General features: G+C 58.0%; 21 protein-coding genes, 1 tRNA gene and 4 pseudogenes. 10 read left to right on the top strand and 16 right to left on the bottom strand.

Annotation, left to right across the window (positions count from 1 at the left end; translation table 11 throughout):
• Positions 1-255: 255 nt before the first annotated feature.
• The 3 genes and pseudogenes from CF70_RS00375 to CF70_RS00370 form a co-directional block, all read right to left on the bottom strand.
• Positions 256-688: pseudogene (locus CF70_RS00375) on the bottom strand (ISKra4 family transposase); the annotation flags it as partial.
• Between the two features lie 118 nt (positions 689-806).
• Positions 807-1,151 (bottom strand): DUF2188 domain-containing protein, encoded by a 345-nt coding sequence (locus tag CF70_RS34350; RefSeq protein ID WP_081861970.1) that lies wholly within the window; start codon positions 1,149-1,151, stop codon positions 807-809.
• Positions 1,152-1,218: 67 nt separating this feature from the next.
• Positions 1,219-1,425 carry a DUF2188 domain-containing protein gene (locus CF70_RS00370; protein WP_035858896.1) on the bottom strand — a complete coding sequence of 69 codons (207 nt, stop codon included), beginning with the start codon at positions 1,423-1,425 and terminating at the stop codon, positions 1,219-1,221.
• A gap of 140 nt (positions 1,426-1,565) precedes the next feature.
• Between CF70_RS00370 and CF70_RS36420 the strand changes: the two genes are divergently transcribed.
• Positions 1,566-1,850, top strand: a complete 285-nt coding sequence (locus tag CF70_RS36420) for a hypothetical protein (protein ID WP_160172217.1) — start codon at positions 1,566-1,568, stop codon at positions 1,848-1,850.
• 201 nt (positions 1,851-2,051) lie between these two features.
• Here the strand turns inward: CF70_RS36420 and CF70_RS37200 are convergent.
• Positions 2,052-2,301, bottom strand: a pseudogene (locus CF70_RS37200) (KfrA protein); the annotation flags it as partial.
• Positions 2,302-2,724: 423 nt separating this feature from the next.
• Here CF70_RS37200 and CF70_RS00360 point away from each other — a divergent pair.
• Positions 2,725-3,393, top strand: a complete 669-nt coding sequence (locus CF70_RS00360) for a PAS domain S-box protein (RefSeq protein ID WP_200876669.1) — start codon at positions 2,725-2,727, stop codon at positions 3,391-3,393.
• A 162-nt stretch (positions 3,394-3,555) separates the two neighbouring features.
• A complete protein-coding gene (locus CF70_RS00355) occupies positions 3,556-4,464 on the top strand; it encodes a hypothetical protein (RefSeq protein WP_063830414.1) in 909 nt (302 codons plus the stop codon).
• A gap of 151 nt (positions 4,465-4,615) precedes the next feature.
• Here the strand turns inward: CF70_RS00355 and CF70_RS00350 are convergent.
• A tRNA-Gly gene (locus tag CF70_RS00350) sits at positions 4,616-4,689 on the bottom strand.
• Between the two features lie 204 nt (positions 4,690-4,893).
• Positions 4,894-5,217 (bottom strand): H-NS family nucleoid-associated regulatory protein, encoded by a 324-nt coding sequence (locus CF70_RS34340; RefSeq protein ID WP_081861975.1) that lies wholly within the window; start codon positions 5,215-5,217, stop codon positions 4,894-4,896.
• Between the two features lie 1,569 nt (positions 5,218-6,786).
• Between CF70_RS34340 and CF70_RS00330 the strand changes: the two genes are divergently transcribed.
• The 5 genes from CF70_RS00330 (at position 6,787) to qatD (ending at position 12,345) form a co-directional block, all read left to right on the top strand.
• Positions 6,787-7,050: a hypothetical protein gene (locus CF70_RS00330; protein ID WP_235184835.1), complete on the top strand. Its 264-nt coding sequence runs from the start codon at positions 6,787-6,789 to the stop codon at positions 7,048-7,050.
• Between the two features lie 570 nt (positions 7,051-7,620).
• A complete protein-coding gene (locus CF70_RS00325; protein WP_035858881.1) occupies positions 7,621-9,504 on the top strand; it encodes a KAP family P-loop NTPase fold protein in 1,884 nt (627 codons plus the stop codon).
• A complete protein-coding gene (qatB, locus tag CF70_RS38660) occupies positions 9,504-10,331 on the top strand; it encodes a Qat anti-phage system associated protein QatB (RefSeq protein WP_035858878.1) in 828 nt (275 codons plus the stop codon). The genes CF70_RS00325 and qatB overlap by 1 nt, the downstream gene beginning before the upstream one ends.
• A complete protein-coding gene (gene qatC, locus CF70_RS00315) occupies positions 10,328-11,614 on the top strand; it encodes a Qat anti-phage system QueC-like protein QatC (protein ID WP_035858876.1) in 1,287 nt (428 codons plus the stop codon). The genes qatB and qatC overlap by 4 nt, the downstream gene beginning before the upstream one ends.
• Positions 11,611-12,345 (top strand): Qat anti-phage system TatD family nuclease QatD, encoded by a 735-nt coding sequence (qatD, locus tag CF70_RS34335; RefSeq protein WP_081861969.1) that lies wholly within the window; start codon positions 11,611-11,613, stop codon positions 12,343-12,345. Before qatC ends, qatD begins: the two co-directional genes overlap by 4 nt.
• A gap of 750 nt (positions 12,346-13,095) precedes the next feature.
• Here qatD and CF70_RS00310 read toward each other — a convergent pair.
• The 4 genes and pseudogenes from CF70_RS00310 to CF70_RS37180 form a co-directional block, all read right to left on the bottom strand.
• Entirely contained in the window at positions 13,096-15,177 is a 2,082-nt protein-coding gene (locus CF70_RS00310) for a hypothetical protein (RefSeq protein WP_035858874.1), read from the bottom strand.
• 543 nt (positions 15,178-15,720) lie between these two features.
• Positions 15,721-16,289: pseudogene (locus tag CF70_RS00305) on the bottom strand (tyrosine-type recombinase/integrase); the annotation flags it as partial.
• The gene (locus CF70_RS00300) at positions 16,286-16,822 is read right to left on the bottom strand and encodes a hypothetical protein (protein ID WP_035858872.1); all 537 of its coding nucleotides are present in this window, start codon (positions 16,820-16,822) and stop codon (positions 16,286-16,288) included. The pseudogene CF70_RS00305 and the gene CF70_RS00300, both read right to left, overlap by 4 nt.
• A 196-nt stretch (positions 16,823-17,018) precedes the next feature.
• Positions 17,019-17,110 (bottom strand): annotated as a pseudogene (locus CF70_RS37180) (H-NS family nucleoid-associated regulatory protein); the annotation flags it as partial.
• 129 nt (positions 17,111-17,239) lie between these two features.
• Between CF70_RS37180 and CF70_RS00295 the strand changes: the two are divergent.
• Entirely contained in the window at positions 17,240-18,001 is a 762-nt protein-coding gene (locus CF70_RS00295; RefSeq protein WP_035858869.1) for a hypothetical protein, read from the top strand.
• 772 nt (positions 18,002-18,773) lie between these two features.
• On the opposite strand, the gene CF70_RS00285 is transcribed toward CF70_RS00295, so the two are convergent.
• Positions 18,774-19,358, bottom strand: coding sequence for a recombinase family protein (locus CF70_RS00285; protein ID WP_035858864.1), 585 nt, complete (start codon positions 19,356-19,358; stop codon positions 18,774-18,776).
• Between the two features lie 248 nt (positions 19,359-19,606).
• Between CF70_RS00285 and CF70_RS36415 the strand changes: the two genes are divergently transcribed.
• Entirely contained in the window at positions 19,607-19,744 is a 138-nt protein-coding gene (locus tag CF70_RS36415; RefSeq protein WP_160172215.1) for a hypothetical protein, read from the top strand.
• Positions 19,745-20,155: 411 nt separating this feature from the next.
• On the opposite strand, the gene CF70_RS00280 is transcribed toward CF70_RS36415, so the two are convergent.
• The 5 genes from CF70_RS00280 to CF70_RS00265 all read right to left on the bottom strand — a co-directional run bounded on the left by CF70_RS00280 (position 20,156) and on the right by CF70_RS00265 (position 25,465).
• Positions 20,156-20,695, bottom strand: a complete 540-nt coding sequence (locus tag CF70_RS00280) for a hypothetical protein (RefSeq protein ID WP_035858861.1) — start codon at positions 20,693-20,695, stop codon at positions 20,156-20,158.
• A 330-nt stretch (positions 20,696-21,025) separates the two neighbouring features.
• Complete coding sequence (locus tag CF70_RS00275; protein ID WP_081861968.1) at positions 21,026-23,515, bottom strand: DUF4238 domain-containing protein; 2,490 nt, start codon at positions 23,513-23,515, stop codon at positions 21,026-21,028.
• A 145-nt stretch (positions 23,516-23,660) separates the two neighbouring features.
• On the bottom strand, positions 23,661-23,822 hold the full coding sequence (locus tag CF70_RS37175; protein WP_235184833.1) for a helix-turn-helix domain-containing protein: 162 nt from the start codon (positions 23,820-23,822) through the stop codon (positions 23,661-23,663).
• Between the two features lie 178 nt (positions 23,823-24,000).
• The gene (locus CF70_RS00270) at positions 24,001-24,264 is read right to left on the bottom strand and encodes an H-NS histone family protein (RefSeq protein ID WP_035858858.1); all 264 of its coding nucleotides are present in this window, start codon (positions 24,262-24,264) and stop codon (positions 24,001-24,003) included.
• A gap of 175 nt (positions 24,265-24,439) precedes the next feature.
• Positions 24,440-25,465, bottom strand: a complete 1,026-nt coding sequence (locus tag CF70_RS00265; protein ID WP_035858856.1) for an H-NS family nucleoid-associated regulatory protein — start codon at positions 25,463-25,465, stop codon at positions 24,440-24,442.
• Positions 25,466-25,842: the final 377 nt, after the last annotated feature.

Raw genomic sequence — 25,842 nt, 5'->3', positions numbered from 1 at the left:
GGTCGGTTCCATGTGGATCCTCCTTGACAGGCTGCGACGACAGAATCTCCACTGTGACACACATGGGAGCTCAGTCTGGCATAGCGGGCCGTCCACGGTCGGCGATGGGCCGAGGCGGGAGGCGACCATTCCACCTACCCAAACGTAGAGAGCGTGCAAAAGTTGGGGAGGCCGATTTCGTCAGGCGTCACATAAGTTATGCGAATTGACGACTTTGCTTCGCGGGGAGTGCAAGCAATATTGTCAATTCACCGGGGGAGCGTTAAAAACCTTGGGGTTCATACTCCGAGAGCCCGAGTTGCGCCAAGAACTCAACGACTTCCTTTGACCTCGGTTCTGTTGGTGGCTCATACCTAGCGAGTCTCTCGACGAGGTCACCGTTGATCACGGCACAACGGACCTGGGCAAGCAAATGGACACCGTTCGGCGACCAGCGCATTTGTTGACGCTTGCACATGCGTTTGTTCAGCATCTGATTGACCGCAGATTCGACCGGCGCGGTTGAGATGGGCTTGTCTTGACGATGTCGTGCTCCGTAATTGATCGTCGCCCCGCCATTCGCATCGACATAAGCAACTAGCTCTCGGGCCCGGTAGTCCAGCTGCGCGAGGCTGTCGGCAACGCCAGGCGTTTCAGGCACGATCACCCGACAGATCGTCAGGATGCCCTGCATCCGATTTTTGGCCTCGAGCTGGGGTCATCGTACTTTCCGTGCATTTTCTGGCGGTATGCACAGAAAATGGCTTATCTATCAAGAGCTTACAAATACTCCGGCGGCGCGTGATTTATTGCGCCGGAAAGCCTTGCTACAGGCGGGTCTGCAGTCCACTACCGCCATTTTTTTCACGGAAAGTACGATGACCCCTGGGTGCCCACCTTCGCCTATCCCCGGCTGCTAAATAGTTACTAGAGGGCGTATTGAGAGTGTAGCTCCAGATGTTTCGTGGATTGCGGCCGTACGTATTGCGCTCGCGAACGCGGCCATCCAGGCCATGGATCAGTAATTCGACCTGGTGACGGCTGGCTTTCGCTTTGCCAGCGTCGATGGCTTCCTGCTGTGTGTCGTAAAAGACCACGCTTTGCTCAGTGCTCTCCACGTCAACTGCCCAACGCTTTCCAGTTGCGGGCATCACATGAATGTCTCCTTTCATTATTGTCTCCTGCAGCGGTTTGTCCCCAACTTCTGGCGAGATTCCCCTGCCCGCTGGGGTTAGTACTTCAATGCTTCATGTTGCTACTAAAGCGGAGTTGACCGTTCATACCATGCACCATCAGCTCGACTTTTTCGCGCTCGGCAAGCGCGGTCCCAGCTTTGATCGCGTCTTCCATGGTGTCGTAGTGGAATCGCGCGCCTGCGGCACCGTCCTGCCTGACATCCCAGCCCTTGCCATGAGGTATGACGTGGACATTGGCCTTGCATGTCATGGTGACTTCCTAACCGTACAGAGGTCATGGCAGGCGTAAGGAGTCAATGAGAAAAAGAGCGCTATAACCGACAGGCATATGGCGCCATCCGATAGTAATTGGTCGGCATGGGAGCGGCCAAATCCTTTGCGGAGCAGACGATGCCATCGAAGATCCTGAAGGAGCAAATTCGCGAGCTGGATCAGGAGATCCTGCATGTCGAAACCGCGTTTCGGCATAGCTATGGAATCGAGCCTTTCGAGGCTCTATCGCCCGACACCGTCCTGCGCAACCTTGCCGCTAATATCAAAGATCTCCGGCTCAACATTCGAGCCCTTGAGCATGACCTTGCGGCGTTCGAAGACATTAAGAATCTGAAGGCTTGGCTCAAGACCTTCAGGTTCGCACCGCCTGCGTCCGTTTTCGATGAGATGATGCCTTTCTAGCGTCGGCGCTGCCACTGCTCTCGCTGTCGGCGGCAACGCTTGCTTCGCAGGCCTGCCTTCGCACTCACCGCACCCGTTCCCGCGCATCCGAAACTGCTGATTTTCTATCAAAATTAGTTGGTTAGCGGAGATGTGGCGGATTTTTGCGAATTGCGGCCAACCCTCTGTTCTGCCTCCCCCCAACAGGCTGATCGTGTCGCGCTCGGCCTGCAGCCGTGCCCGCTCCGCAGCGCCGGCCACGGCCGCGTCTTGCGCCCTCGCCTGCACCGCCGCTAGCTCGGTGCGCAGGTCCGTGCGCCTGCTCGGCCTTCTGCCGTAGCGTGCGGTCCTGGTCGATCTCGCACAACGCGCGGCGCTCGGTAGCGCTGGCGCGCTCTTGAGCGACGGTCACCTGCTCGCGGCTGGGCTCCAGCTCCGTCGAGAATTGGGTACGCAGCTCCCCGAGTTGCCGCTTGCTCGATCCAGGGTTGTCTGGTGGGCGCACTCAAGGGAAAAGGTACTGACATGTGTCGCTGTGGGGATCATTTAGCCTTGGCTTTGCTCTTGCTCGCGTCCTGACGCTCTGCATCCGCAGATTCCCGCTGCTTGTCCCCGCATGGCACAGGGATTCCGGGGGCCAGGAAAGGCAGTGTCGCCCATAAACGTAGTCCTTGCCAAAGTGGCGTTGTGATCCTGCAGTGCCTGCGCGGCGAACAATCTTCTGCGTTATCGGCATGGAGGCGGGTGACAGAAAAGCCGCCTGCGGCCGAACCGCCTTCTTGCTACTATCGGCACTCATGACGCGCCTGCAACGCTTAGCGGCGCGTAGCGCACTCGCCCTCACCCCACTCTGAAAAAACAAAGAAAGATGGCGACATTGCCCCCCAAGCACGTCATGGACCTGCTGCTCGACGCGATCTGCGTCGTCGACCGCCAGGGCCGTTTTCTGTCCGTCACGGGCGCTTGCGAAAGCATCTTTGGCTACCAGCCGGAGGAGATGCTGGGCACGCCGATGATTGACTTCGTCCATCCCGAGGATCGGGCGAGAACGCTGCAGGCCGTCGAGCGGATCGAGGCTGGCTATCTGCAGCGTCATTTCGAGAATCGTTATGTGCGCAAGGATGGCAGTATCGCGCACATCATGTGGTCGGCACGCTTGTCCGAGTGCAAGAACCAGCGGGTGGCGGTGGCCCGCGATATTTCTGACTGGGCCCTCGCACTGGCAGAGGAGCGGTTGCTGTCCGATGGCTCGTCGGTGGAAGCACATTGGCGGCTGTCGGCCAAGCCTCCTACGCTGACCCCGCCGGGGTTCCCACCCATTCCACTGTCTGCGCAGGATTTCACGGTCCTGTATGCCCTCGCCAGCGGCGATGAATGCGTGACGCGCAAGGCCATCGTGCGGGCGCTTGGCGAGGATTACCTCCATTACGACCAGCGCCGACTGGATACCCAAATGCGCCGCCTGCGCCGCAAGGTCGAGCAGGTGGGCGGGCTGCGGTTGCCCGTGTCGACGGTGCGGGGCGAGGGCTACCGGGTCTACCAGAAGATCGTGATCGACGGCTAGTGCCGGGGTCTGACACCAAGGCCACATGGTGCGGGCTGCCAGTTTGCTCAGATTTGCTCAGACAGCGAGGGGACCAGCGCTTTTATTCTTTTGGCTTTGAACAATAGCCAGACTGGCGATCGTCAGCTTGCCTCTCGCGCGATCCATGAGGATTTGAATCGGATGCAGCAACCTCGACTCTCCGCACTTAGTCGTGCGGAGTTGGACCTTGCATTTACGTCGTTTGCGGGGATGGATGGCGGCAACCCGGCCGCCGCCATCTGGGTGTGCGACGTGGCCCCGCTGTCTAGCTGCGTACCGCTATCGGTAGCGTTGCAGGGGCAGCCGACACCCGGGGCATGGGATAGGGAGTTCCGTTCGCGCCATGCACACCTATTGCCGCGCTGGCAGTCGCATTACCGGATCGCACGGATGTTGGCTGCAGCGCGGTCAGCCGCCTTGCCCCCGGGGCGCATTCCGATCAATGCACGTGAGTACTTTGACCGCTATCTCTATGTGCCGAATGGATGGGAGTTCAAGCTGAATCTCTTCCCACTGCCTGAGAGAACAGATCACACTTTGCCCTGGAGCAAGGTATTCCGCGAGCTGCAGGTGTTGGGTGTCAAGTCGGAGTATTTACGCCTGTGTCGCCTTGGCGGGCGCTTCCGCTTCATATCGTCGCTGCGCCGCCAGCACCGGCCCCGCGTAGTACTGTGCCTCGGTGAACGCCACGCGCGCGACTATCTGCATGCGTTCGGCTTCGAGGACGTGGAGGGAGCCGATGTGCTCCTGCAGCCGGCCGATTCGGTGCGGCGCTTGCAGGTCTTCGAGCATGATCAGACCGCGCTGGTACTGAGTCCCCGCCTTGGCGGTGCGCAAGGGCTGAGTTCCGACGTGCTGCTCGACGCGCTAGGGACCTTCTTGGCGAAGTGGCTTCGCCCGACGGATTTTCCGCCCTGCTTGGGCGTAGCCGAGGAGCCTTCCGTTGCGCAGCCCGCTGCTAAGGCCCTGCCGGCAACTGAAGCGCTCGCATTGAACGAAGCATGGGTGGCCACCCGAAATGGCTTGGCATCTTGCATCATGCACCAGTAGAAGAACCGGCCCTTCACTGTAGGGAGCCAGATGAGGTCCCAGCACAAACCTGGTTCTGACCACCGGTCCAGTGCGTCGTCAGCGGCCGTGGCTGCGGCAATGCCAGTGGCCCTGGCTCATGACTCTAACCAGGCATGAGCCAGAGTCACGATGGAGCGGGTGAAGGGAATCGAACCCTCGCCATAAGCTTGGAAGGCTTCTGATCTACCATTGAGCTACACCCGCGCGCGATGCGCGGCATGATAGCAGCGACGCCAATCGGCGTGGCACCATTTGTTCGGGCAAACAACCCTATCGTGCTGCGCCACTCTCGAATTGCGGTCCCAAGATAATGGGCTTGCCACGAGCGATCCATCACACAGGGGCTCACGCGGCGCGGCTACCTGCCAACTACTGCGGCAAAACGACGGTCGTTGGGTCGCCCAGTGTTCACGCTTCCGGAATCAAGAACTTGTCGCGATTCTTACCGAGCCAAGCCGGTGCACGGCCCCGGCCAGTCCAAGTTGCACCCGTCTTGGGGTCTTGATACTTTGGCGGCAGGGATGTCTTGGGTTTTGTCGGAACCTTTGCCGCCACGCTTGCTGCGGGCCGACCACGGCGACGTTTTGGAGCGATGTCGTCGGCAGTCAACTCATACTGCGCCATCAGGGCTTGAATCTGTTCGATAACGCCAGCGACTTCCGTTGCTCGCACTTCGACGAGCTGAGCCTCGAGTTTTTCCTTTTCGGCGAGCAGCTGTTTGTAGGATGCCATTGTTTTCTCCATCTCTATAGTAACTTCAGCATCGTACATTATTTCGAAGATTGCAACACGTCCAAGCGGTATATCGACGTCCATACCAATAATGTAGCCCTAGCCTTCAATTTTCTGGGCTGCGTGTCGATATTCGTGACGGTATAACACACGGAGATTTGAGCCGCCCAGTCCACGGCGCGGAGGATATCGTAGACGGCGGTCGCAATTTAATTGCGACATTGTCAACATGCCCGCCCGGCAACATCGTTTGGCATTTACAAATCTGGAGGCGTGCCTGCATCTCGCCCGCCCAAGGTTCTCCCCGTTCCTACGGCGGGCTTTTCATTTCTAATAGCATCGCGAAGAGCACCTGATAATCTGTGTTCTGGCGTATTCGTTGGGGTGGTGCGGCGCAGAATTTACTGGCGTAGACAACCGAGGAATGGTCTATGTTTTAAGTGCTAGACAGAATGTATTGACCTGCCGCACCATGAAGCCCCATATCCAACATTCGCATCACGCGTATCCGTGCGGGCCGGCATCTCGCCCTGCCCACCCCCATTTCTGCCCTTCGGCGTTGCGGTAGGTGCGCATCGGCTCGGGTGCCGCCGGCGGCGGCGCCACGAGGGAAAAGCAGCCGGGTGCCTGCAGGTTGGTCAAGGTCAGGCCGTGCCTGACCATCTGCACACGGATCCACACCAGCTGCGGCGCGCTCGATCTCAAGAGACATAGGTATAAGGTTTTGGGAGTCGGAAAGGTGCAACGATTTGGGGGCGAGCGATCAGTCGCCCTTGTCGCATCCCACACCGCCTGCATCGCTTCCATGCGCCGCGCGCCCGTTCCTGTTCGGTCGAGAATTGGGTACGTAGCTCCACCAGCGGACGGCCAGCTGCCTCCAGCTCTGCCCGCCAGGCCTCCAGCCGCGCCAGGGTTGCAGCATGCGCTTGCCGCTCGGCATGACGCGCCTCTGATGTTCACCTTGTCGCCCCGCAGCGGTAAGCCCCCTTGGGGAGGATATTCGCCAAGGCTGGGCGCGTGCGAGGGGCGCTTGCGGGGAAGTCCCGGCCGAGCCGCATGCCGGCCACATACGCGCCGACCGTGATTCCGGAGCCAAATCGAACCAGGGCCGGCGCGCGGGACGGCCCATTAGCGTCACACAAGGAGCGTGAACTGAAGACTGCTTAGATTTGCTGCGAGTTCAGGACTCCATACACCGGGCACGCGGCGCCTCGTCAGCATCCGCAGTGTCTTCGGAAACAGGCCGATTCTGCAGGCGGCTGTGCATGGCCTCGCATCGGATCAACATCATTGCTGCAGGATCCTCTTCACCGCCGGCACTACCAGCCTCAGCAGCGACCCGCAGATATACTTGCCGAGAGGCAACGGCGACGATCACAAGGATGGCGCCGACGCCGAAGGCTCGGACTGCAATTTGGAGGTATTGCCCCATGACTAAATTGGACCTATAGCTGGAGGTGACTGGCAGTGAGGCTACACGAGGATGTCTCGGGACGGTGCCACGCCGTCGCAGGATTGACACAATCCGTTTCGCCGCGGCGGGTCGGATCGCGCGTTGCGTGACAGCGCATGGCGGTACTGAAGAGAATGTCCCGAAAATCGATCACGGCCTTACCGACCGGCCGCTACTGGGCCACGCCACACGCGCCCTTCCCGCTGGACGGTCCAAACGGCCACGAGGAGGTGTTTCCCGGCGCCCAATGCCTCAGCGACGGCAAATGGGTCACCTTCTATAAGGACGGGGAAGAAGTCTGGGCGTGCAATGCCGTGTATGCCGCCGCCCATTTCGACTTTGCACCGGTTCCTATCAACCGCTCGCCGGCGGACAACTGAGGTCGGACGGTTCCCCAAGCCGTGGGGTACGTTTCGCCTCCTCCAAACAGTCGAGTCGATTTTTCGCGGACCGGGCGTTATGTCAAATTTCCGGTTGTTGGAGGAATAAGACAGCGTCGATGCGTCATCGCCACATTCGTATTTATATGCGTTTCAACGGAAAGTGCTAGCTGGCTGTCATCTTCGCGGGTGTCGCTGTGGCGCACTGCCCATCAATCGCGCCCCCACTCGGCGCTCGTTAAGGACGATGGGCTGGTTGTACTGGTACAGGACGTCGTGTAGTACCCCTGGTTACTCCAATCGAGTCGCGCGAGGCTCGCTGCCCAGTTCCCCACAACTCTGTGATGGGTGTACGTTGAAACTCGCCGACGTTCGTGTACCTCGCTGCGTGCGATTCGCTTTGACAGTCCTGATTGCGGCTATAAGGCTTACAAGGTAATGTAAGTCGCTGTTACAGTGTCGCAGATAGGCTAGGCCTGCACCGTCCAAAAGGCATTCGTCTCGACCGCTACCCAAACGACAGGTGCATCTAGCTTTCCAGGATAGCTGGACGAACAGGGAAAATAATAGATGTGGCACGATATTGAGGCTGAGGTTGACCTACTCAACTTCGGTTTGGTAGCGAATGCGGCAGCAAATCTGATAAAAGACGCGGGCGACACGCCAGTCACTATCGGAATATCTGGTGGTTGGGGCGCCGGAAAATCGACACTCGTAAAGCTTGTTCAAGCTCAGCTGGAGCAAGGCACGAAGAAAGAGGGAAAGAACTCCCCATACATCCTCATGGAGTTCAACGCGTGGCTTTACCAGGGCTATGAAGACGCGCGTCAGGCGCTACTTCAAGCGGTTTCAGACCGCCTCGTAGAGGAAGCAACGGAGCGGAAATCGTTTGTCGACAAAGCGACGGACTTCGCCAAGCGTGTGAAGCTGCTGAAGTTTGGACGGATCGTCGCGCCTGTGGTTGCGCACGTTGCCGTCGGAACCGTCGCCGCAGGCCCTCTTGGGACCCTGTTCGGTGCAGTCAGCGGCCTGATGCAAGGCTTCTCCGATGAAGAAAAACGTGCGGAAGGCCTGAAGGCCGTTCAGGAAGCTTACTCAGAGCTCTCTCCGGAGCTTAAGGAAGTCATTGGGGAGAAAAAGGAGGCGTCCCTGCCGAAGGAAATTGAGGGCCTGCGCAAAACATTTGCAGATCTACTAGAAAAACTCGATGTCCGCCTCGTAGTGTTCGTAGACGACCTGGACCGATGTCTCCCTACGACCGCCATTGGAACATTGGAAGCGATGCGGCTGCTGCTTCACGTCAAGCGAACCGCCTTCCTGATCGCCGCCGATGAAAGCATGATTCGCGGTGCGGTCCGAGCGCACTTCAAGGGTGTCGACATTGAAGAAGGCCTTGTCACTAGCTACTTCGATAAGCTCATCCAAATTCCGTTGCGTGTTCCTCGCTTGGGCATCAACGAGGTCAAGGCCTACCTTGCACTCCTTTTGACGGAGCTTGCAGCACGAAAAGGGCGACTCTCCTCGCAAGCTCAGGCGAGTGGCCAAGCAGCGGTTCTTGAACTGCTCAAGAAGTCGTGGGCAAAGGGCATCTCACGCGAGCTTCTTGACGAGGCGTTTAAGCCCGAGAAGGCGCTGGTTGCCAAAGAACTAGACATCGCCGACCAGTTGGCGCCGTTACTGGTTACCTCAGCTGAGATTGCTGGCAATCCTCGGCTCATCAAGCGATTCCTCAACAATCTCATGATCCGGCAAACCATTGCCGAAGAGATGGACATGCCGCTCGCCCTGGAGGAGCTTGTCAAGATTCAGCTCTTCGAACGCTGCGCATCCAGCGCGGCATTCGAATTCCTGACCAAAGCGGTAGCCTCGGACCCAGACGGCAAGGCCGAATTCCTGGACGCTGTTGAAACCGCCGCACAAAAGGCAGAACAGTACGTGCCGCCTCACGCGTCGTGGACCGGTCCGTTCTACGAGCAATGGGTAAAGCTCGCTCCGCGCCTGACAGACAAGGACCTGCGGCCAATCCTGCATCTCAGCCGCGACCGCAGTTTGGGCTTGGCCGCCTACGATGAGCTATCCGCTGAAGCGAAGAAGGTCCTCGAAGCGACCATGGAGGCGACTGAGCTTTCGAAGATTCTAGTCCAGCAGCTTACGGCTCTGGGGGAGGGAGACGTCTCAAGAATTCTCAACCGAGCGATACGAAAGGCACGGGAAGGCCAGTGGGAAGTCGATGACATCATGCGATGCCTCAACTGCACGGACGCACATCCGGCTCTGGGACTTCAGCTTGCGCCGGCACTTTTCGAGATTCCCGGAAGCAAACGTAACGTCGCGCTCCTCCCCCTGCTCAAGTCACGTATTTGGGCCAGCGACTTGTTGCAAGAATGGGAGGATGACCCAGAGACCGACGAAAAGTCGCGCCGTTATCTGCAAAAGAAGAAGGATTCCAAGTAATGGGGACTTCCACCTCCAGCACCGGACCGAGCAGTGGAGTAAGCCTGGACCCGCCTTGGCTCGATGATGTTGTGGGCAATATTGGCAAGGGCAGCACGGTCACCCCAAGTGACGGGGGGCCTCCTAACTCTCCCGCGGGCGCAACGGGCAATGCTCCGCCTGCGCGATATGGCGACGCTCGTCGAGAGTTCGGAAAGTTCGCCAAGAGCGGGAACACCCAGCATCTTCGAAGTGCGATCGGGCACTACTCGCGTCGGGGTAACGGCGGTGCTAGTGCCGCAGCCAGCCGCATGCGAGCATCGACTGGCGCTGGTGCTGCATTGTTCTCGTTCCTCAACACTGTCAGCCAAGGGACGTCAGCCGAAGCTCGTCAATGGGTGGATGCCCTGCGTGCAACCAACCCGTCGGCGGAAGACGTGGTGGACGCTATCGTTCGAGAGTTGGCGCCTCCTGGCGGCAGTGCAGACGAAGAATCGTTCCGCGACGCAATGGACTTCGCCTTGTCCGAGCTCATAAAGGACGATCCGACCATTGATCCGTTGAACATGGGAGTCAACGAAATCTGGGAGTTGATGAAAGGCTACCTGGCCACCGAGGCGGCCAATCGGCTTTGCTTCGACCTAGGCCCCGTCTTCGAGAGTTCGCAGCTTGATCCACGAACCGCGGTCATACGGGAACGGGAGATGCGGCGTTTTCTCAAGATCGAAGTTGGAGCGCATGTCGATTTGCTTCGAGGTAATAGCGCGAATCCAACGCGGTTCCAGTTGGACGGCATCCTGCAGGAGGCACTGAAGATGACCTTCGAACTATTCGAGGCTGACCTATGACGAAGGTTTTCTGCGCACCCAAAGACCGAATCCCGGACTCTCGTCGTGCCGACACCACCTACGTCTCGATGTACGCACACGACGGACTACTTGACGTTAGCACCGTGGGGACATCACTCATCGACGAGATTCGGAAGGCAGGACTCGGCCCGAGTACAGCAAGCTGGGACTTCCTGTCGCTCGCACTTGCGGTCAGCGCAGCCGATCATGCGGTGGAACGCGGCGTCTCAGCTGACGGTTGGACCAGAATTATTGAGTTAGAAGTAGCCCTATGTGAACCTGAGCCCTTTGAGCGGTTGAAGGACGAAATCGAACAGGCACTGCGCTTCTTGACGGGTGATTTCTGGCACTTGCGCTTCGTCGAGGGAGGATACCCCCGGCCGATTCCCCGACAACACGTGGTGCACAACGCGGACTGTGTAGCCCTCTTGTCAGGCGGTCTTGACAGTCTGATTGGTGCGCTGGACCTCACGGCTCAAATGCGGCGCCCACTCTTCGTTTCGCATATCGCAAAGGGCGATTCCGAGACCCAAGTGCTATACGCGAAAACACTTGGAGCCGGAGAGCGTCATTTGCAGTGGAATCAGAACATATGGCTGAAGCCGCAGCGAGACGGTGAGGGCTCCACACGGGGTCGGTCTATCGTGTTCTTTGCTTTCGCGGCACTTGCTGCTGACAGCCACGCAGCCGCGACGGATGCTAAGTTTGTAGAGGTGTTCGTGCCAGAGAACGGTCTAATAAGCTTGAACGTTCCGTTGAACGCCGGCCGGGTGGGTAGCTTGAGCACGAAGACCACACACCCAGTATTCATGCAGCGTTTGCAGGCTCTCTGGACTCAATTGGGGATACCTGCGAACTTGCAGCTCCCCTACGCTGCATACACAAAGGGGGAGATGATGGCCGGGTGCCTCGACCAAGCCCGATTGGCAGATCTGGCCGGCATGTCAACAAGTTGTGGCCGTTTTGCCGTATTTGGACTACGGCACTGTGGGCGGTGCGTGCCTTGCATGGTTCGCCGTTCGGCTTTTCTTCGGTCCGGTATCACGGATACGACTGCAACCTACGTCCACCAGGATTTGAAGACCGCACAGCGCGATAAGGGCCCGAACGACGTGGCCGCCGTGGCGACTGCCGTGGCGAAAGTCGAAGATGACGGCATTCGTGCCTTCACCGCTGGGCAGTTCGCCTTTGCGGAATCTTCTCGCCGTATTGCGTTTGAAGGAGTAGTCGAGCGAGGATTGAAAGAATTGGGGGCCCTACTGCGGTGGCACGGTGTCCTGTGATTGACTTCCACTCCCACCTTGACTTATATCCGAATGGTCTAACACTGGCCCACGAGGTCAATCGTCGCAACGAATTTACCCTAGTCGTCACAACCAGTCCGCGCGCCTTTTACGCAAGCTCTCGGGTATTTAGCGGGTTGCGAAACATCCGCGTCGGTCTTGGCCTTCATCCTGAAGTCGCGGAGGCCAAGGCCAGTGAATTAGACGCTTTGATCGCGGGAGTCAAGGACGCAAGATTCATCGGTGAAGTTGGGCTCGATGGTTCACCAAGGTTTCGAGACTCCATTGAGCTACAGGATCGTATTTTTCAAGCCGTTCTCGCTGAATGTGGCCGGCAAGGCGGAAGAATCATCAGCATCCATTCCCGTGGAGCGGCGCAGCGAACTATCGAAACGTTGGCGAAAGCACATGACGTGGGCTATCCAGTCCTGCACTGGTTCTCCGGAAGAGTCGCCGAACTTCGCACGGCAACGCGCCTCGGCTGCTGGTTCAGCGTCGGGCCCGTCATGCTTGCTGGCAAGAAGGGCCGCAGCTTGTTGAGCCACATGCCGTTGGACCGCGTTCTTCCGGAGACTGATGGACCGTTTGCTACGGAGGGTGGGGTTTTCCTGAAACCCTGGGATGCTTGGAACGTGTGCACCACGCTTTCAGACGTGTGGGCGATGCCTCGTAGCGCGGTCGAAGAACAGCTGAGAAGCAATCTTAAACGTCTACTTGGCAGTCAAACCTGACGCGAAAAATCTGCGATACCGTCGTTCAACCCTTCGAGCTCTCGCGGCCGATCGTTGCGCAACGGATCACAGCCTCGAAGATGGCGCGCATAATATGGGCGGTTCCGGCCCATGACCGGCCGTACCAGAAGGATCACATCAGCGTGAAGCCGGCCTGAGCGGTAAGCACCACGTTGGAGATTAGCGTTTTTACAGGGTGAAACGCCGAAGGTTGCGTTAGTAATCGAGTGTGATGACAAGTCAGGTAGGACCGAGACCTGCTAAGCCTGTGGGGTAATACGAGCCTTGAGCTCGCAGTACGGATGAGGCACAGGTCAGCGTATTTCATAGGGGCCAGCAGCGATACCGGCTGCAAGAGGGCTCGAATATAGAGCTGCAGCCCATCCTGTCAGTGTCTGAACAAGCGAAAGCCTAGCGCAAACGGGACGCGGTTTCGATGCGGGCGTCGATAGCGATACCGACGAGCCCAAGGCAGGCGAGACCGACGCCGGAGCCGATGTAGACGAAGCTGGTGAGAGTGACTCGACAACCGATGATGCGTCGTCGGGAGACGTTGCGTAACCCGCCACCCCTCCCCCACCAAAAAATATAAGGGTGTAGCGCCATAAGACCCCCCCCCCCGCGGGGGGGGGGGTCTTATGCACCCTGCGAACACATTCTGATACTCTTGTACGTTCAGGACCTCCAGAAGACAGGCGCTCCCGTCGTATTGGATGGCGTCTAAGTGCCGTCTAAGTGCTGGACCGCTAATCAAGCGTCATGGGAATCGGTAATTGATTTTGCCTTCTCTCTCATCCCGAGATCAATTTCAGTCAGGATTGATGCTTCCTCAGCGTCCGAAAGATTTTTTCGATGCCAGTCCGCGTACCATAGTGCAACGTCCTCGGACAATCGCAGCAAGTCAGCTCTCAGTTCATACTTCGCAGCTGCGAGTTGTAGCTGTGGGGGGTTCTCCATGTATCGAATGAAGTCCTCAGGAGTTGGGGCATCACTCGCCCAAAGCATTGCAAGCTCGACTCGGTATCGCACTTCTCCGGGTTTGGCTCTTCCCAGCTCTTTCCCTAGCGAACCACCGGGCTTAAAGAAGCGGCCGAGTAAAGACTCGTCGATGTAATAGACGCCGTCATGATGGCCCATGGAGAACGGAAGTGAAAACACTACACAGAACACGGGCTTCTTGCCAATGGCCTGTGGATACTCGACCGTGATGATGTCAGGGTAGTCATTCAAAGCCTTGCGAAGCCGCTTCACTTGTTCCGCGTGGTCACTTAGTTCTTCCTCGAAATTGGCCACGGCAATCGGGTTTCCAAAGGGTATGCCGCGATTCTTGCACTCTATAAAGAAGACGTACTCGCCCCAAACGAATGTTACGTCGTAGTCGTACACTTCTTTCTTGGGGCCTCGCTTAACCTTCAGCGTCTTTGCGTCGAATTTTTGCGCACGCAGCAGTTCGATGATATGCTTCTCAAAAGCGGGGCCTCTCTTCTGAAAGCTTAACTTTGCATTCTCCAAGCTTGATATCATCAACTTGACGAGATCTGAAGCGATTAAGGAAAAGCCAAACAGAAGATATGATCCGTTCGAAAGTCGGATCATTGGTTGGTCATACATGTCTCGGCTCGATCGATTGAAAGTGGCCGCTTTAATAAACGCATCAGCAGAGGAGGCTGATAAGCCGCATCGAAGAAATTCCTCCTGAATCTCTGCGCGCGTGAGTACTGGAAAGTATGTGCCGTCAGCCTTAACGGAGGTTTCCACGAGCCGCCTCAACACTGCGTAGCCGCGCAAGCGTTCCGAGAGGAGCAAGCTTCCCGCTTTTGTCTGATCAAGACTGAGGCCCAAAAACTGCCCCAACATGGTTCCGGCGTGGCCTTCCTCGGCAGACAGAATCCCGCGAGGAGGAAGCTCCACCTTTGAAGCTGGGCTTGCAGCGACGATCTTCAGGAGGTTGGTTTTCAGTAACATCTCCTGGAAGGTTTGGATCATCCGCACCTCAAACCTCTCTGATGCGATTGCATCTAATCGCTCGATCTCACTGCAAGATTGAAATTCGAAGGCAGTGACGATTTTCTCGCACTCTGCGAAATTTGAGATCCACTCGGGAAGTCGTGGCGGCGTCAGTTCATCAAGCCTGGCTTGAAGCAAGCGATGGCGTTCATCAGCCGTTTTCCAGCGCCTCCAAAGACTCGCATTTATCAACTTCAACTCTGCGGCAGCTTCGTCCGTCTGGGTTACAGGCACGGGGACCGGCAGCACCAGTTCGCCCGCCGCGTTGAAATAGGAATGTCGATAGCCCTCCAGTTGCAAGGCGTCAGTTGCCGCGAGCGTAAAGCCGTGATAGATCGCGTTGGGGTTATACGGCGCTCCACTCGTGTCCTTGATTGTCATATTTGGGCTGATGACGTTCGCCCCTTCGACAGCGCGCTCGTGGTCCAGCTGCAGCGTTCGGCCCACGTGGGCGAGAAACGACAGAATCGCACTGACTCTTCGCTCAGGTGAGAGACTGGAGAACTGTAGTTTTGCCTCTTCGGAGAAGATAGCAATGTATCCCTTGTCGATGTAGCGAAAAATTTTATGCAACTCTGCAACGGTGCTTGCTGCATCATCCAAGCCCTTTTCATCGAGATAACTCTGGAGCTCTGTGAGTAGATAGTCGCGTGCGGCCCCATCATCGCCCGGACGGCGGCGTACCATGCTGTCGGATCTAAGGACCATCACTAGCACTACCTGAAGTTCTTTCTCCGTGAGGCCTACAACCTCGAGTTCCTGGCGCAATGCGGTCCAGTCTAGACCCTTTATCGCCTTTTTTACCTTGTCCTGATCCAAATTCATCACTCCTCGTTGTTGCGCAGAAGTTTATCCGAAGCGAGCAAACAGCTGTATAGCGACGGGGGACATTCGACCGCCGGTTGAATAAAAGAAAACGCATGTCTGAACGATATTGCCTCCCTAACGGAGCGGAGCAATATCGTCCAGTGGCGTTCATACCGAACTCCTGATGAATAAGGTCGCGGTCGCTTTCCGTTCACGAATGATTCGAGGACTCAAGCCTGGCCATGAGGCTGACATTGACCCCACTCGTTTCTAACGGAGGTACTCGTTGAAGACTTGAGTCCGCAGCCGGCAAAGGCGGTGTCAAGCATTGATGGAGACCGCGCCAAACTGGGGGCTGACTACGTGGCAAGGCGGTGGCCCTCGCTTTGAGAAATGGACGGATACCATCGTTCAACGTAAGACCGGAGCTGGTTATTGAGTATGGCCGTCCGGATTTGCAGTAGTGTGCTCGTGAAGTCGATCACCATGTCGGCAGCTTTAAAAACACAGGACGTGTGCCGCTCAACTCCTGGCCGCTACCCGTGGATGCGTCTTCACAGGTTCACGCAGGCGCACCCACAGGCGTCGGTGCTGCACATAGACATCGTCGACCCGCATCGCCAGCGCCGCGCCGATGCGCGCGAACGAAAACACCATGAGCGCAATCAGCGCGCGGTCGCGCAGCCCAGCCGGCGTGCTCGCGTCGATAGCATCGAGCAGTTGCCGCGCCTCGGTCGCCTCGAGCACTGGCGTCTTGCCCTGCCGAGCGCTGTGGCGGAGCCCGAGACCGACGTGGCCGGATTACTCGGCACCACCTGGCCGGTGACCAGCCAGTCGAACAGATGACGAGTACCGGCCAGGCGCTGCTTGACAGTCGGCGTCGACAGCGTCTGCGTCTGCAGTTCGATCCAGCTCGCGACATGCAGCGGCTGCACCGCGGTGAGCGAGGGCACGCCGGCGTCCGCGCACCAGGCCAGGAACTCGCCTGCCGCGCGGGCGTAGGCGCGTCGCGTGTGGGGGTTGCGGATCGCCGAGGCGAAGAACTCCAGGAAGCGCACACAGGCGCGATCCCGGGCAGCGGTAACCAGCCTTGGGACCGATGGTGCCGTGAGCGAAACCGGCGAATTCATGGCAACGCTCCCAACAGTTGTACAAGCACCGCTTCGAGGGATGACAGCGTTTCAAACCGGGATCCCGGGACCACCCGGTGCCCAGAGCGCTCGCCCTTGACGCCAGCGGCATCGCCTTTGGTGTGCTTTGCTACCGGCATGTGTTCGATGGTGGGCAACGGCTTGCCTGGGCGGTCGCCGTACCAGTGGTACGAAAGCCCGTCCGGATCGAGATCGACGGGAACCCCGATACAGATGATGCAGCCGCTGGGCTTCTGCATCAGCTTCATGCTGGCCTTGACGCTTTTCGGCCTTCGGCTCCCCAGCACCGTCTTGAACTGGATATGCCGGTCGACGTCGCGGCGGCTCATCACAAGGTCATAGCCGCCAGCGTCGAACTCGGCGCGCAACACCTCGACATCGGTTACCCCGCGACGCCACAGCGACTGCAGCGCGTGGCCGATGAAGAGGTGTTCGACGATGCGTTCCCGCAGCACCGAGTGAACGGAGTGACGGGAGATTGCATCGGGTGACGCGTTGCCCGGGTTCGCCATGTTTCTCGCCGTCCTTTATATGATAGAGGATATTATCAAACAAAGGCGACGCTTTGGACACTTGGGATCGGAGGGGTCAACCGCCTGCCCCTTACCGGACGACCTTGAAGGTTCGCCCGCCGAAAGCGGAACCGGCCTGTGAGCTTTGTGGCCAACTCCTGCTCGGCTTCTACGACAGTGCAAGCGGGGAGCCACCCTATCCGATCCGGAAAAACTTCACCGACTGCCCGCAACGACCGCCCGCTTGAGCCACGACGGCATCTCGCCCTGCCCGTCCCAGGTCAGCCCGCGCTTTTGCGCGCTCTCCCCGCTTTGGGGCGGTCTCCTCAAATTTTCGAATCCCGGCCACCCCTCTACCACTGGCTTAACATATGGCCTTTCCAATGCCCATCGGAGGCCTCGGTGGAGGCAGACAATATGACCACACTGGCGCCAGCCCCCTCCTCCCAGAGTCAGGCGCCAGCCCAGCGCATTGCTACTGCACTTCTCAGTGCTCGCGCGATTCTGGGAGCCATCCTTACAATCGGCTGCTACTTCATCGGAGCTACGTACTACTCACGATACCTAGGTCACTTCCATCTGGACAGCCAGTTATTCCCGCTCGATACCGCGCGCTACTTCATGATGGGCGGGGTCGCCTTATTCAAGTTCTGCGCGAGCATTCTGGATTCATTGAATAGCCACCCTTTTCAATCGCTGCTTGGCGCACTTGCGGTTGTCTCCTACTTCGCCTGCCTCGCCTGGCTCTTTGGAGGGAAACCGGAAGACCGGGCATCATCTCTGAAGGGGAACAAGATTGTTCAACGCTTGGCAGCCTTATTGAACGCGAAGCATGGACTCAGAAGGGCCATAAGATGGGCGCTGCTCTCTGGCCTCGCACTCTACGTCACGTTCGCCTCGTTGCTGGTTGTGATGGTCATCATCGGCCTGCCTGCCATTGCCGGGGAGGTAGCAGCAGACGTGGCTTACCAAGATTCGATCAAGGCTTACGATAGCGGGTGCAAGGCGTCCGGTCGTGCAGTTTGCTTCCGGCTGGAGCAAGACAACAAACCGCCCGTGCAGGGCTTTCTGATAGCCTCATCGCCCGAGCAGATTGCCATGTACAACAAGGGAACCGTCAGTGTCCTCCCGCTGAAGGGCAACAGGCTCACATCGGTCAGCCCCGAAGCGAAGCCGTAACGCGCAAAACGGCATCCAAAGCGCTGATTGTGGGCGCTAGTAATCCCCACGCCTGACAGTGCGGAATCGTCATGTATTCAATGCTATGCTCATCGCTCCAAGCCTCGATGCTTGCGGCTTGGTGTAGCTCTGAAGAACGAACAACAACACGCTTTGGGGATTTCGATGGCTCTTCAATACCGGAACTTGGATGATGTAACACGCCAGCATATGACAGCCGAGATTACCGAAGACCTACAGGGGAACCGGCTCTATCTCAGCTCCCGACTGAATGGAGCGGGCATCGCTGGATGGGCTGAGCTTCTAGCTGAGGCGATGAGGACGAACAATGACGCTTGGCTGGCGCAAGAGATTTACAGACGGCGCCTTCTGAATGCAATGGAGCAGAGACAACACCGGGCCACTGGCAAGGTCTCTGTTGCCAAGGTCCCTGTCAAGGCTCATGAGGTACTAGCCGAAGGAGAGTTCAATAGGTTCTATATGCGAGGCATTTGCCTGCGCGCAATAGCGGCAAATAGCCGCCCCGTCGCCTATCGAGCCCGCCACTCGGAGAATCCGAGACCGGAATCGGAAAGAATTCTGGGGCAAGGCTTTGAGCCCAATGCACTGCTTGCAGCGCTTCGAGCTGAGCCGTATGTAGACCAGGCGTTGGGGATGCCTCCCGGCCCGAACTCCGGCCTGTCGATCTACTTGCCTGTGTAGCGGGGCCTAACGCCCAGTTGGAAAGCCGGGGAAACATCTCCCGGCTCCGTGGACCTATGGTCGATGCTACCTAAGCTGCCACTGTCCTACCATCAGCTTGCCTTAGGTACTGATACAAGGTCTCCCGGCTGATGCCGAGGTCCCGTGCAATCGCGGCCTTCTTCTCCCCTGCCTCTGCCCGCCGCTTGAGCGCGGCTACCTGCTCAGGGCTCAGCGAAGCCTTACGGCCCTTGTAGACACCCTTCTCCTTGGCGATAGCGATGCCCTCACGCTGGCGCTCACGAATCAGTGACCGCTCGAACTGCGCGAACCCGCCCAGCATGGTCATCATCAGAGTAGCCATCGGGTCATCGTTCTGACCGCTGAAGGTGAGCCGCTCCTTCACGAACTCCACGCTCACATGTTTGGCGGTCAGCTCCCGGACCATGCGGAGGAGGTCTTCAGTGTTCCGCGCCAGGCGGTCCATTGAGTGGACCACCAGCGTATCGCCCTCCTGTACATAGTCCAATGCGGCTTTGAGCTGAGGCTGCTGAACGTCCTTCCCATTAGCCTTGTCCGTGAAGGTCTTGTCAACGGCCACGCCCTCAAGCTGCCTGTCCGTGTTTTGGTCTACCGCGCTGACTCGCACATAGGCAACTCGCTTACCTGCGCTCATGTTCCTGGCTCCCTGCCATCGAAAATGTCGGGATGAACTCTAGGACCTTATGCGCATAGTGTCAAGAAATTGAGATACTGACTCTATCCTGACACGTATTCCGTAGACCATCGGACGCCCAGCAAGGGTACACCCCAGCCTGACAGTGAAAAGTGGCGGACTAACTCAGTCCCGTGCGTTTCCGCACAGCGCGCAGACCCAACTGCACTGCATGTTTATGGGTCCCTACCGTAGCCATAGGAGGTCCCATGAAAGAAATGCTGAAGAACTGGCGCGCATGGTTGCCTGATGCGCTTGAGGCGTTCGGGCATTGCTGTATTGCCGTTGCACGATTTTTACGAGGTTCCCAGAAGCGCAACAAAGCTCATGGCCCCTCGTTCGCATAGAAGCAGATGAACAGAGGCTAGCTCGGAGCGGCAAGGCCCAGCCTAAGGTTTCGGCCTTGTCACCCCCCATAGATTGAACAGCTCTAACGCACTGCCCGCGAGAACTCCAGGTCCTCGCTCCTCAGCAGTGACCAAGCGACGAACATAGGCTGCCCCTTCCGCTCCCACTGGCTGGCATGGAGAGCACAGCGCGGGAAGACTTCGGAGTAGGCCAGCGAGAGGTGCCGGTAACCGCGCCACAAGTCCGGATGGTACCTCGACCCATGAACCTACAAAGGTGGCGCCTCGGTCAAATCGGTCGCAGCGCCGACTATTGCCCGCAAGGCCATATCGCGGTGCTGATGCCACTAGTGGGTCAAGTTGAGGCAGAAATGAAGAAAGCCCACCGGCGAGCCGCCACCAAGATCAAGATCAGGTGAAATCAAAGAAATCTGCAAGCAGAAGACCGCTCCTGCCTTCTTGCCTTTCATCCACACAGAGCACTTCCACGCGGTCGTCCACTTTCTGAAGGTCTTCTAGCAGCTGACACACAGTCTGAACCGGGAATTCAGCACCCTTCTTCGCCTGGTGGTTAGGCCATAGCAGCGCAACACGCACGCGCTCAGGATCGAAAGCCTTGATAAATTGGGCGACGGTCGTTACCGCATCCGGCATCTTCTTGAATGCTGTGGGATGTAGTGGACCCGCAAAGCACCATCGACCGCCGATCATCTTGCCCTTCGTCTTCTTGATGAAATCGGGCAACGTCTCCCCCATCTCATGGGGTGAAGTCAACCTCAAGTACAGCTTCCGGTCTGTGCTGACCGCGAAGGCGTCAGCCAGCTTCATGGTCTTTGGGATCTTACCGGTTGTCCCTAACCGGTGATCCAAGAAGATCGACCTGAGGATTGTGCTCTTGCCAAAGTCCCGGGGCGCCACCACGAACAGCGCTCGTTCTACATAAGTCGCCATCTTTGCCTCATGTATCTCGTTATGCCTTCTGCAACCGTGGCAACAAGATACAAATACATCACTTGAGTACCCATTACCAGCCGCGCTGTTGCTTTTCTGCACCGCAAGGTACGGTGCCAATCTGTTGCAAAAAAGCGAACACCTCAGCCACACTAGCGGAGTCCTAGGAAGGACCGGACTGCTCCCGCCAGCATGGCGAGGTTGATGTGAAGTCCGTCCTAGCAAATCTTCCTCTGCATGCGCCGCTCCAAGTCAGCAAGTCCTCTTTGTCACTGGTCGGCGTGCTCTAGCTTGCGTAGGAATTTCCTATTCCGGCATGGAGCTTTTTTTCTAGTAGGTGGTTCGAATAAACAGAGCCATTTGTGGCGGGCGGATGGGTTGGCGCGAGCCAAAAGTTATGAGCAAGCGGGTAATCTCGTTGCGTTCAAAGCCACTTTGCGGAACAGAGATATCGACGCGTCCTTTTGCTGCATGAGCTAGGTTCGAGCCCTGCCACTGATTCGTATTCTTCTCAGCTGCGCCTAGAACGACCCTTGCCAATTTCTCTTTGTCAACGGCGTTTGACTCGTCGCGCGCAAGGTTGCCGATTCGCCGTATCGCCTCTCTCATGTCATTGAACTTGCCGGTCTGACGCGCTGTAAATGAGGCCTGCAAATCAAGATCGATGGGGAGCGTTAGGGAGCTGAAAGCGTCGGCGATCGGCTTCCAGTCGGGCGCGGCATTGTCCGAGCGGGCGGCACTTGTGTGCTCATGAAGATGATCCCAATGGGAGTGCACGTCTGTATAGATCTCCGATCCAGTAAGCGCTGCTAAGTAGAGAGCGGCTTCAAGGCCATAACCCTTGACGATCTTCAATTGGCCACCGTTCTCCCCGGCCAGTAAAGGTTGTAACAACGTAAGTGGGTCTCCCGAATATTGACTTCTCGTCGCAGATATGAGCGCTTCGATTGCTTCATCGCTCGCATCCGGAATAGCTGACTTGACTAGTTTTCGTAGGCGATCGTCAGGGAGCCGGCTCAAGGTCCGCATCAAATCTTCACGCGCGAGCTCCATGAACTGGTCCGTACTCGCTTTGTCCGGCTTCCAGTTGGCAGTTCTGGTTCTGGCCATCTTCATTACAATTTTCGAGAACTCGATGTCGAAGTCCATCGGAGTCGGCACGAGATGAACATAACCGGCATCAATGAACGGCTCCAGCATTAGCAGTGCGAGGACGTTCTTGAGGGTCTGTTCCTTGTACTGTGATGGTGAATGTGTCGGGCTAAACTCCGGGCGCATGCCGACCGGATTCACAAAGGGATGTGCCACTACGATCTGATCGAAGTACGCGAGCCATCCCGTTGCCACGGGCGCTATCGTTCGCGGATCGATCGTTCCGAGGTAAACAGCTCTGAACAAGTTTGTGGAAGGCCGAGGGAGTAGATCCGGCAAGTTGGTGTCAGTTGGCCACAGGGATCCAAACGCCTCATGAATGTTCACGATTTGTTCGTCGCTGAGCTCGCGACGGACGTCGTCCCATGTCTTTCCCGAGTCTAAGCCCAAGATGTCGGTTACCGCCCGGCACAGGAGCAGATTGCGCTCCCGAATACCAAAGATGTCCCATGCAGGGCGATCGGACGCAGGAAGATCTTTGCAGCAATGTTTGAACTTTCTACCGCTTCCGCAGCCGCATGGGTCGTTTACCCCCACCTTTCCTGAGGGTAGCTTCTTAGCGAGATATTTATGGGCGCCGGATTGCCTGCCAAAGGCATCTTGGTAGTGAACGTGGCCGTCATCGAACTTAGCGTAGATTTCGCCGCCGAACTGCCATAGCTCATCGCGAGGCAGCAATACCTCAGCAATATCTGCCCATGTCCCTGAAGAATCCTTCTCTGGATACAACCATTCTCTTTTGCCGGCAGCAACGTATCGTCGAGACCCCGTCTTCAACAGTTGATTGATCTTTATGACCTCGCCTCGATTCAGTTTGCGTTTCCGTATGAAGGCATCCGTCCGTACCAGACCGCCGCCGCGGTACCGAGCATTGGTACGTCTCCTGGTCAGGTCCGCTGTTTGGGGATTGTTCGCATATTCGAGGTGCGAAAGGATCAGGCATGTGTTTGCGTCAAGCGCAAAGACCGTCTGAGAGCCGACCAGATCGACCGGCGGATCAATTGACGATGTGCCGGCTTCACTGGTTGGTTGAACTGCCCTGTTGTAGATGGCAACCGGATGATCACTGACTATGAATTTGACGTCGGATTGCTCTGCAGAAACGATTTCGCGGACCCCCTCTGTCCACATAGTGCAGTGCATAAGCCGAAGGGCTTGCATCTCGTGCATTAGGTCGACCTGGGTTAGGGAAGGGTAGCATGTGCGGATCCAATCCAAACCTTTGGGAGTGCGCAGCTTTTGCGCATCTAGATACTCAAAAAAATCCTGAAATCCTTCGTGCATGCCGACAGGATCTCCGGACACGAAAGCCCTAACCGCATTTGACCCGCTCCCATCGAGCTTGCCAAACAGGTAACGCTCAATGTCATCGTTCAGAGCTGAACCAGACTGAGTTGTATAGAGGTCAAGAGTGCAGAAGCACTTCTTTGGCGGCAGCTTGGAAACTGGGGGGCGCAAGCGACCACCTGGTTGATTGTCGCGTCCGTCTGACTGGCCGCTCTCATGAGCTGCTTTGTCTAGGTAGTAGAGCTGGCTTTCGTTCGATGTCAGAAAACCTTTTTGATACCAGACAGGTACGTAGTGATTATTCCGGGTCAGTGCGTGGTTCATTTTTTTGGCAAGCCGTATCCACCCCGCAATTCTCTCACGAGCCTTCGTGTGCAGCATGCAGACGTTGGACGCCGCATGCTTTGCTTTCCTCTCGGTCTCGGTGTGCCGCAAGATGGGGAAAATTTGGCCTTATGCACGCGATTGAGACAACGTGGCCACAAGCGAAACAGTGCAACCGGTTGCAAATTCGAGCGGCGCACCCTCAACAGGACGCCACGTGTTCGTATCGGGCACGGAGGCGCATGATAGTCTGGCGGCTCGTGTTCAAGTCACGGGCTATCGATGAGATGGATTGCCCCTGCGCAAGTCGCTCTCGTGCCTGGACCTCTTGCTTGCCTGTAAGCGCCGGGGGGCGGCCCAACACTTTACCCGCGTCGCGTGCGCGAGCGATGCGGGCGGCCGTGGCAGCATGCCGCCGCTAGCCATGGCGGCGACCCACAACAGGGTGGAAACGCGTACTTTCATAAATGGGTCGTCGTTGGTTGTGTCGGTGAACCCTCGTCAGATCGCCGTTGGTCTGAGGGCCGAATGCATCGGCGGGCCTATCCCACCCGGAAAAACTCGACGCTCTGCCCCGCATTGACGGCCCGCTTGAGCCACGACGGCATCTCGCCCTGCCCGTCCCAGGTCAGCCCTTCCGCATTGCAGTAGCAGACCACCGGCGCCGGTGGTGCGGGCGGTGGAGGTGGAGGCGGCGGCGGCGCGAAGCACCCCGCCGCGTCGAGGTCTTCCAAGGTGAGCCCGTAGTCGTCCATCTGCGCCTGGATCCGGCGGATCGCGTCCGCCCGCTCAGTCTTTGCTGTCATCGCTGCCGTCACTGCTGTCGTTGCCTTCGTCCTGATTGCCAGGCAGCGCCGCCGCCCCCTGCTCGTTGCACAGCTCTTCCCCTTGGTCTTCCTACGCAGTGGCCGCCGAACTTCCGGCCTGCCGAGTTTGCTAGTCAGAAGGGGGGCGGACCGGCCGCGCCCGCCAACCTGTCGTTCAGTACAAGAGTTCGATTAGGAAACGCTCGGGCTTCTTGCCAATCCACGCGGGAGCCCTACCGCGCCCCGACCAGGTCTGGCCCGTCTTGGGATTGCGGTACCTCGGGCGCGGCGCGGGCTTCGTCTTGGTCGGAACAGCGCGGGCAGCGGGCTCAACACTGGGCTTGCCCGCAATGTCCTCAATGCTGAGGTCGTACTCCTGCATCAACTGCTGGATTTCCTCCACGACCTTTGGCACTTCCGTGGCTCGCAACTGCTCAAGTTGCGCATTGACAGATGCCAGTTGAGCGAGCAGTGAGGATTTGGACGGGCTTTGAGTTGCGGTAGGCGCTTTTTGCTCCTGTCGCGGCTTCCGGGTTTGCGTCTTCTGAGTCGGCGCTTCCGGGGCAGCCTCCACTCCAGGCAGTGCAATCTGCTTCGGCCCGCGCTTCCGGGTTGGGGTCTCTTGGGTCGTGACTTCCGGAGCGGCAACTTCAGCTAGGATTTTCGGCTTCCGACCGCGCTTCGGGGCCCGCCTCTCTTCCGGCGCAGCTTCCGGGGCTGGGGCGTAAAGCGGTGCTACCGGGGCGGCCGTTTCGGTCAGTTCGTCCTGGGCGGCAGCTTCCATCGGTTCGTCCGTGGCCAGGACTTCAACCGGAGCTTCGGCCACGGCTTCAGTGGTCGCTTCCGAGGGCATGACTTCAATGGGCGCTTCCGGCGCGTCAGATTCAGTCAACGCTTCCGAGGCGGCGGCTTCCATCGATTCTTCCGGTGCCACGTCTTCCGTCGAAGCGTCCGGGGCTGCGTAAGGCCGCCGGCGCCGATATGACACGGTCGCCGTCGGGCCGCTCCAGAAGTCCAAGCGTCGGGCCTGAGTGTCAACGCTGCCACTACCGACGCATGCACCACTGGCTTCACCAATGACGGGATCCGCGTCGCGCATCGCCTCTGCGATGGGAAGCTCCATCTGACCAAGTCCGTCCGTCGCATTGCTCGCGACAAGGGGTTCAACCTCTTGCTTTGGGGCCAATTCGTTCTCCTTCATCGAAGTCACTGCAGGTGCAGACGCTTCCTTATCCCATGGACGGTGAGACCTTGTCTCTTGCGTGTCGTTCGCTTCTCGCCTGCACCAAGCCTTCCTTACGAATTCTCGCACCCAATCAACGCAGTACGACTTCGGGACCTTTCTGCCGACTCGTCGTATTCGACGTCCTCGGGCCCGGCGTAATAGAGAGGCTGGAAGGTCTCGTCGGCTTCCCTCGCCTGGCACCCAGCCTCACCCACGGGCATTGGCGCATACTGCACCACTCGCTAACCGTTCGATTGCAGATCGGAGCGATCCTTCACGGCGCGCCGTGTACCCCCGGCAATCGGCACCCGGAAATGCTCCACGCTCCCCCCGGCGTGGATCGCCCGCTGCAA

It is taken from the genome of Cupriavidus sp. SK-3 (assembly GCF_000611145.1).
Classification (GTDB): domain Bacteria; phylum Pseudomonadota; class Gammaproteobacteria; order Burkholderiales; family Burkholderiaceae; genus Cupriavidus.
The sequence above is the reverse complement of the archived record's forward strand: the minus strand, read 5'-3'. Positions and strand labels throughout refer to the sequence as shown.

What these genes read in the sequence shown, in the direction of transcription:
- CF70_RS34350 (WP_081861970.1), bottom strand. Translation starts at nt 1,151, where the DNA reads ATGAAAGGAGACATTCATGTGATGCCCGCAACTGGAAAGCGTTGGGCA.
- CF70_RS00370 (WP_035858896.1), bottom strand. Translation starts at nt 1,425, where the DNA reads ATGACATGCAAGGCCAATGTCCACGTCATACCTCATGGCAAGGGCTGG.
- CF70_RS36420 (WP_160172217.1), top strand. Translation starts at nt 1,566, where the DNA reads ATGCCATCGAAGATCCTGAAGGAGCAAATTCGCGAGCTGGATCAGGAG.
- CF70_RS00360 (WP_200876669.1), top strand. Translation starts at nt 2,725, where the DNA reads ATGGACCTGCTGCTCGACGCGATCTGCGTCGTCGACCGCCAGGGCCGT.
- CF70_RS00355 (WP_063830414.1), top strand. Translation starts at nt 3,556, where the DNA reads ATGCAGCAACCTCGACTCTCCGCACTTAGTCGTGCGGAGTTGGACCTT.
- CF70_RS34340 (WP_081861975.1), bottom strand. Translation starts at nt 5,217, where the DNA reads ATGGCATCCTACAAACAGCTGCTCGCCGAAAAGGAAAAACTCGAGGCT.
- CF70_RS00330 (WP_235184835.1), top strand. Translation starts at nt 6,787, where the DNA reads ATGGCGGTACTGAAGAGAATGTCCCGAAAATCGATCACGGCCTTACCG.
- CF70_RS00325 (WP_035858881.1), top strand. Translation starts at nt 7,621, where the DNA reads ATGTGGCACGATATTGAGGCTGAGGTTGACCTACTCAACTTCGGTTTG.
- qatB (WP_035858878.1), top strand. Translation starts at nt 9,504, where the DNA reads ATGGGGACTTCCACCTCCAGCACCGGACCGAGCAGTGGAGTAAGCCTG.
- qatC (WP_035858876.1), top strand. Translation starts at nt 10,328, where the DNA reads ATGACGAAGGTTTTCTGCGCACCCAAAGACCGAATCCCGGACTCTCGT.
- CF70_RS00310 (WP_035858874.1), bottom strand. Translation starts at nt 15,177, where the DNA reads ATGAATTTGGATCAGGACAAGGTAAAAAAGGCGATAAAGGGTCTAGAC.
- CF70_RS00300 (WP_035858872.1), bottom strand. Translation starts at nt 16,822, where the DNA reads ATGGCGAACCCGGGCAACGCGTCACCCGATGCAATCTCCCGTCACTCC.
- CF70_RS00295 (WP_035858869.1), top strand. Translation starts at nt 17,240, where the DNA reads ATGACCACACTGGCGCCAGCCCCCTCCTCCCAGAGTCAGGCGCCAGCC.
- CF70_RS00285 (WP_035858864.1), bottom strand. Translation starts at nt 19,358, where the DNA reads ATGAGCGCAGGTAAGCGAGTTGCCTATGTGCGAGTCAGCGCGGTAGAC.
- CF70_RS36415 (WP_160172215.1), top strand. Translation starts at nt 19,607, where the DNA reads ATGAAAGAAATGCTGAAGAACTGGCGCGCATGGTTGCCTGATGCGCTT.
- CF70_RS00280 (WP_035858861.1), bottom strand. Translation starts at nt 20,695, where the DNA reads ATGGCGACTTATGTAGAACGAGCGCTGTTCGTGGTGGCGCCCCGGGAC.
- CF70_RS00275 (WP_081861968.1), bottom strand. Translation starts at nt 23,515, where the DNA reads ATGCTGCACACGAAGGCTCGTGAGAGAATTGCGGGGTGGATACGGCTT.
- CF70_RS00270 (WP_035858858.1), bottom strand. Translation starts at nt 24,264, where the DNA reads ATGACAGCAAAGACTGAGCGGGCGGACGCGATCCGCCGGATCCAGGCG.
- CF70_RS00265 (WP_035858856.1), bottom strand. Translation starts at nt 25,465, where the DNA reads ATGAAGGAGAACGAATTGGCCCCAAAGCAAGAGGTTGAACCCCTTGTC.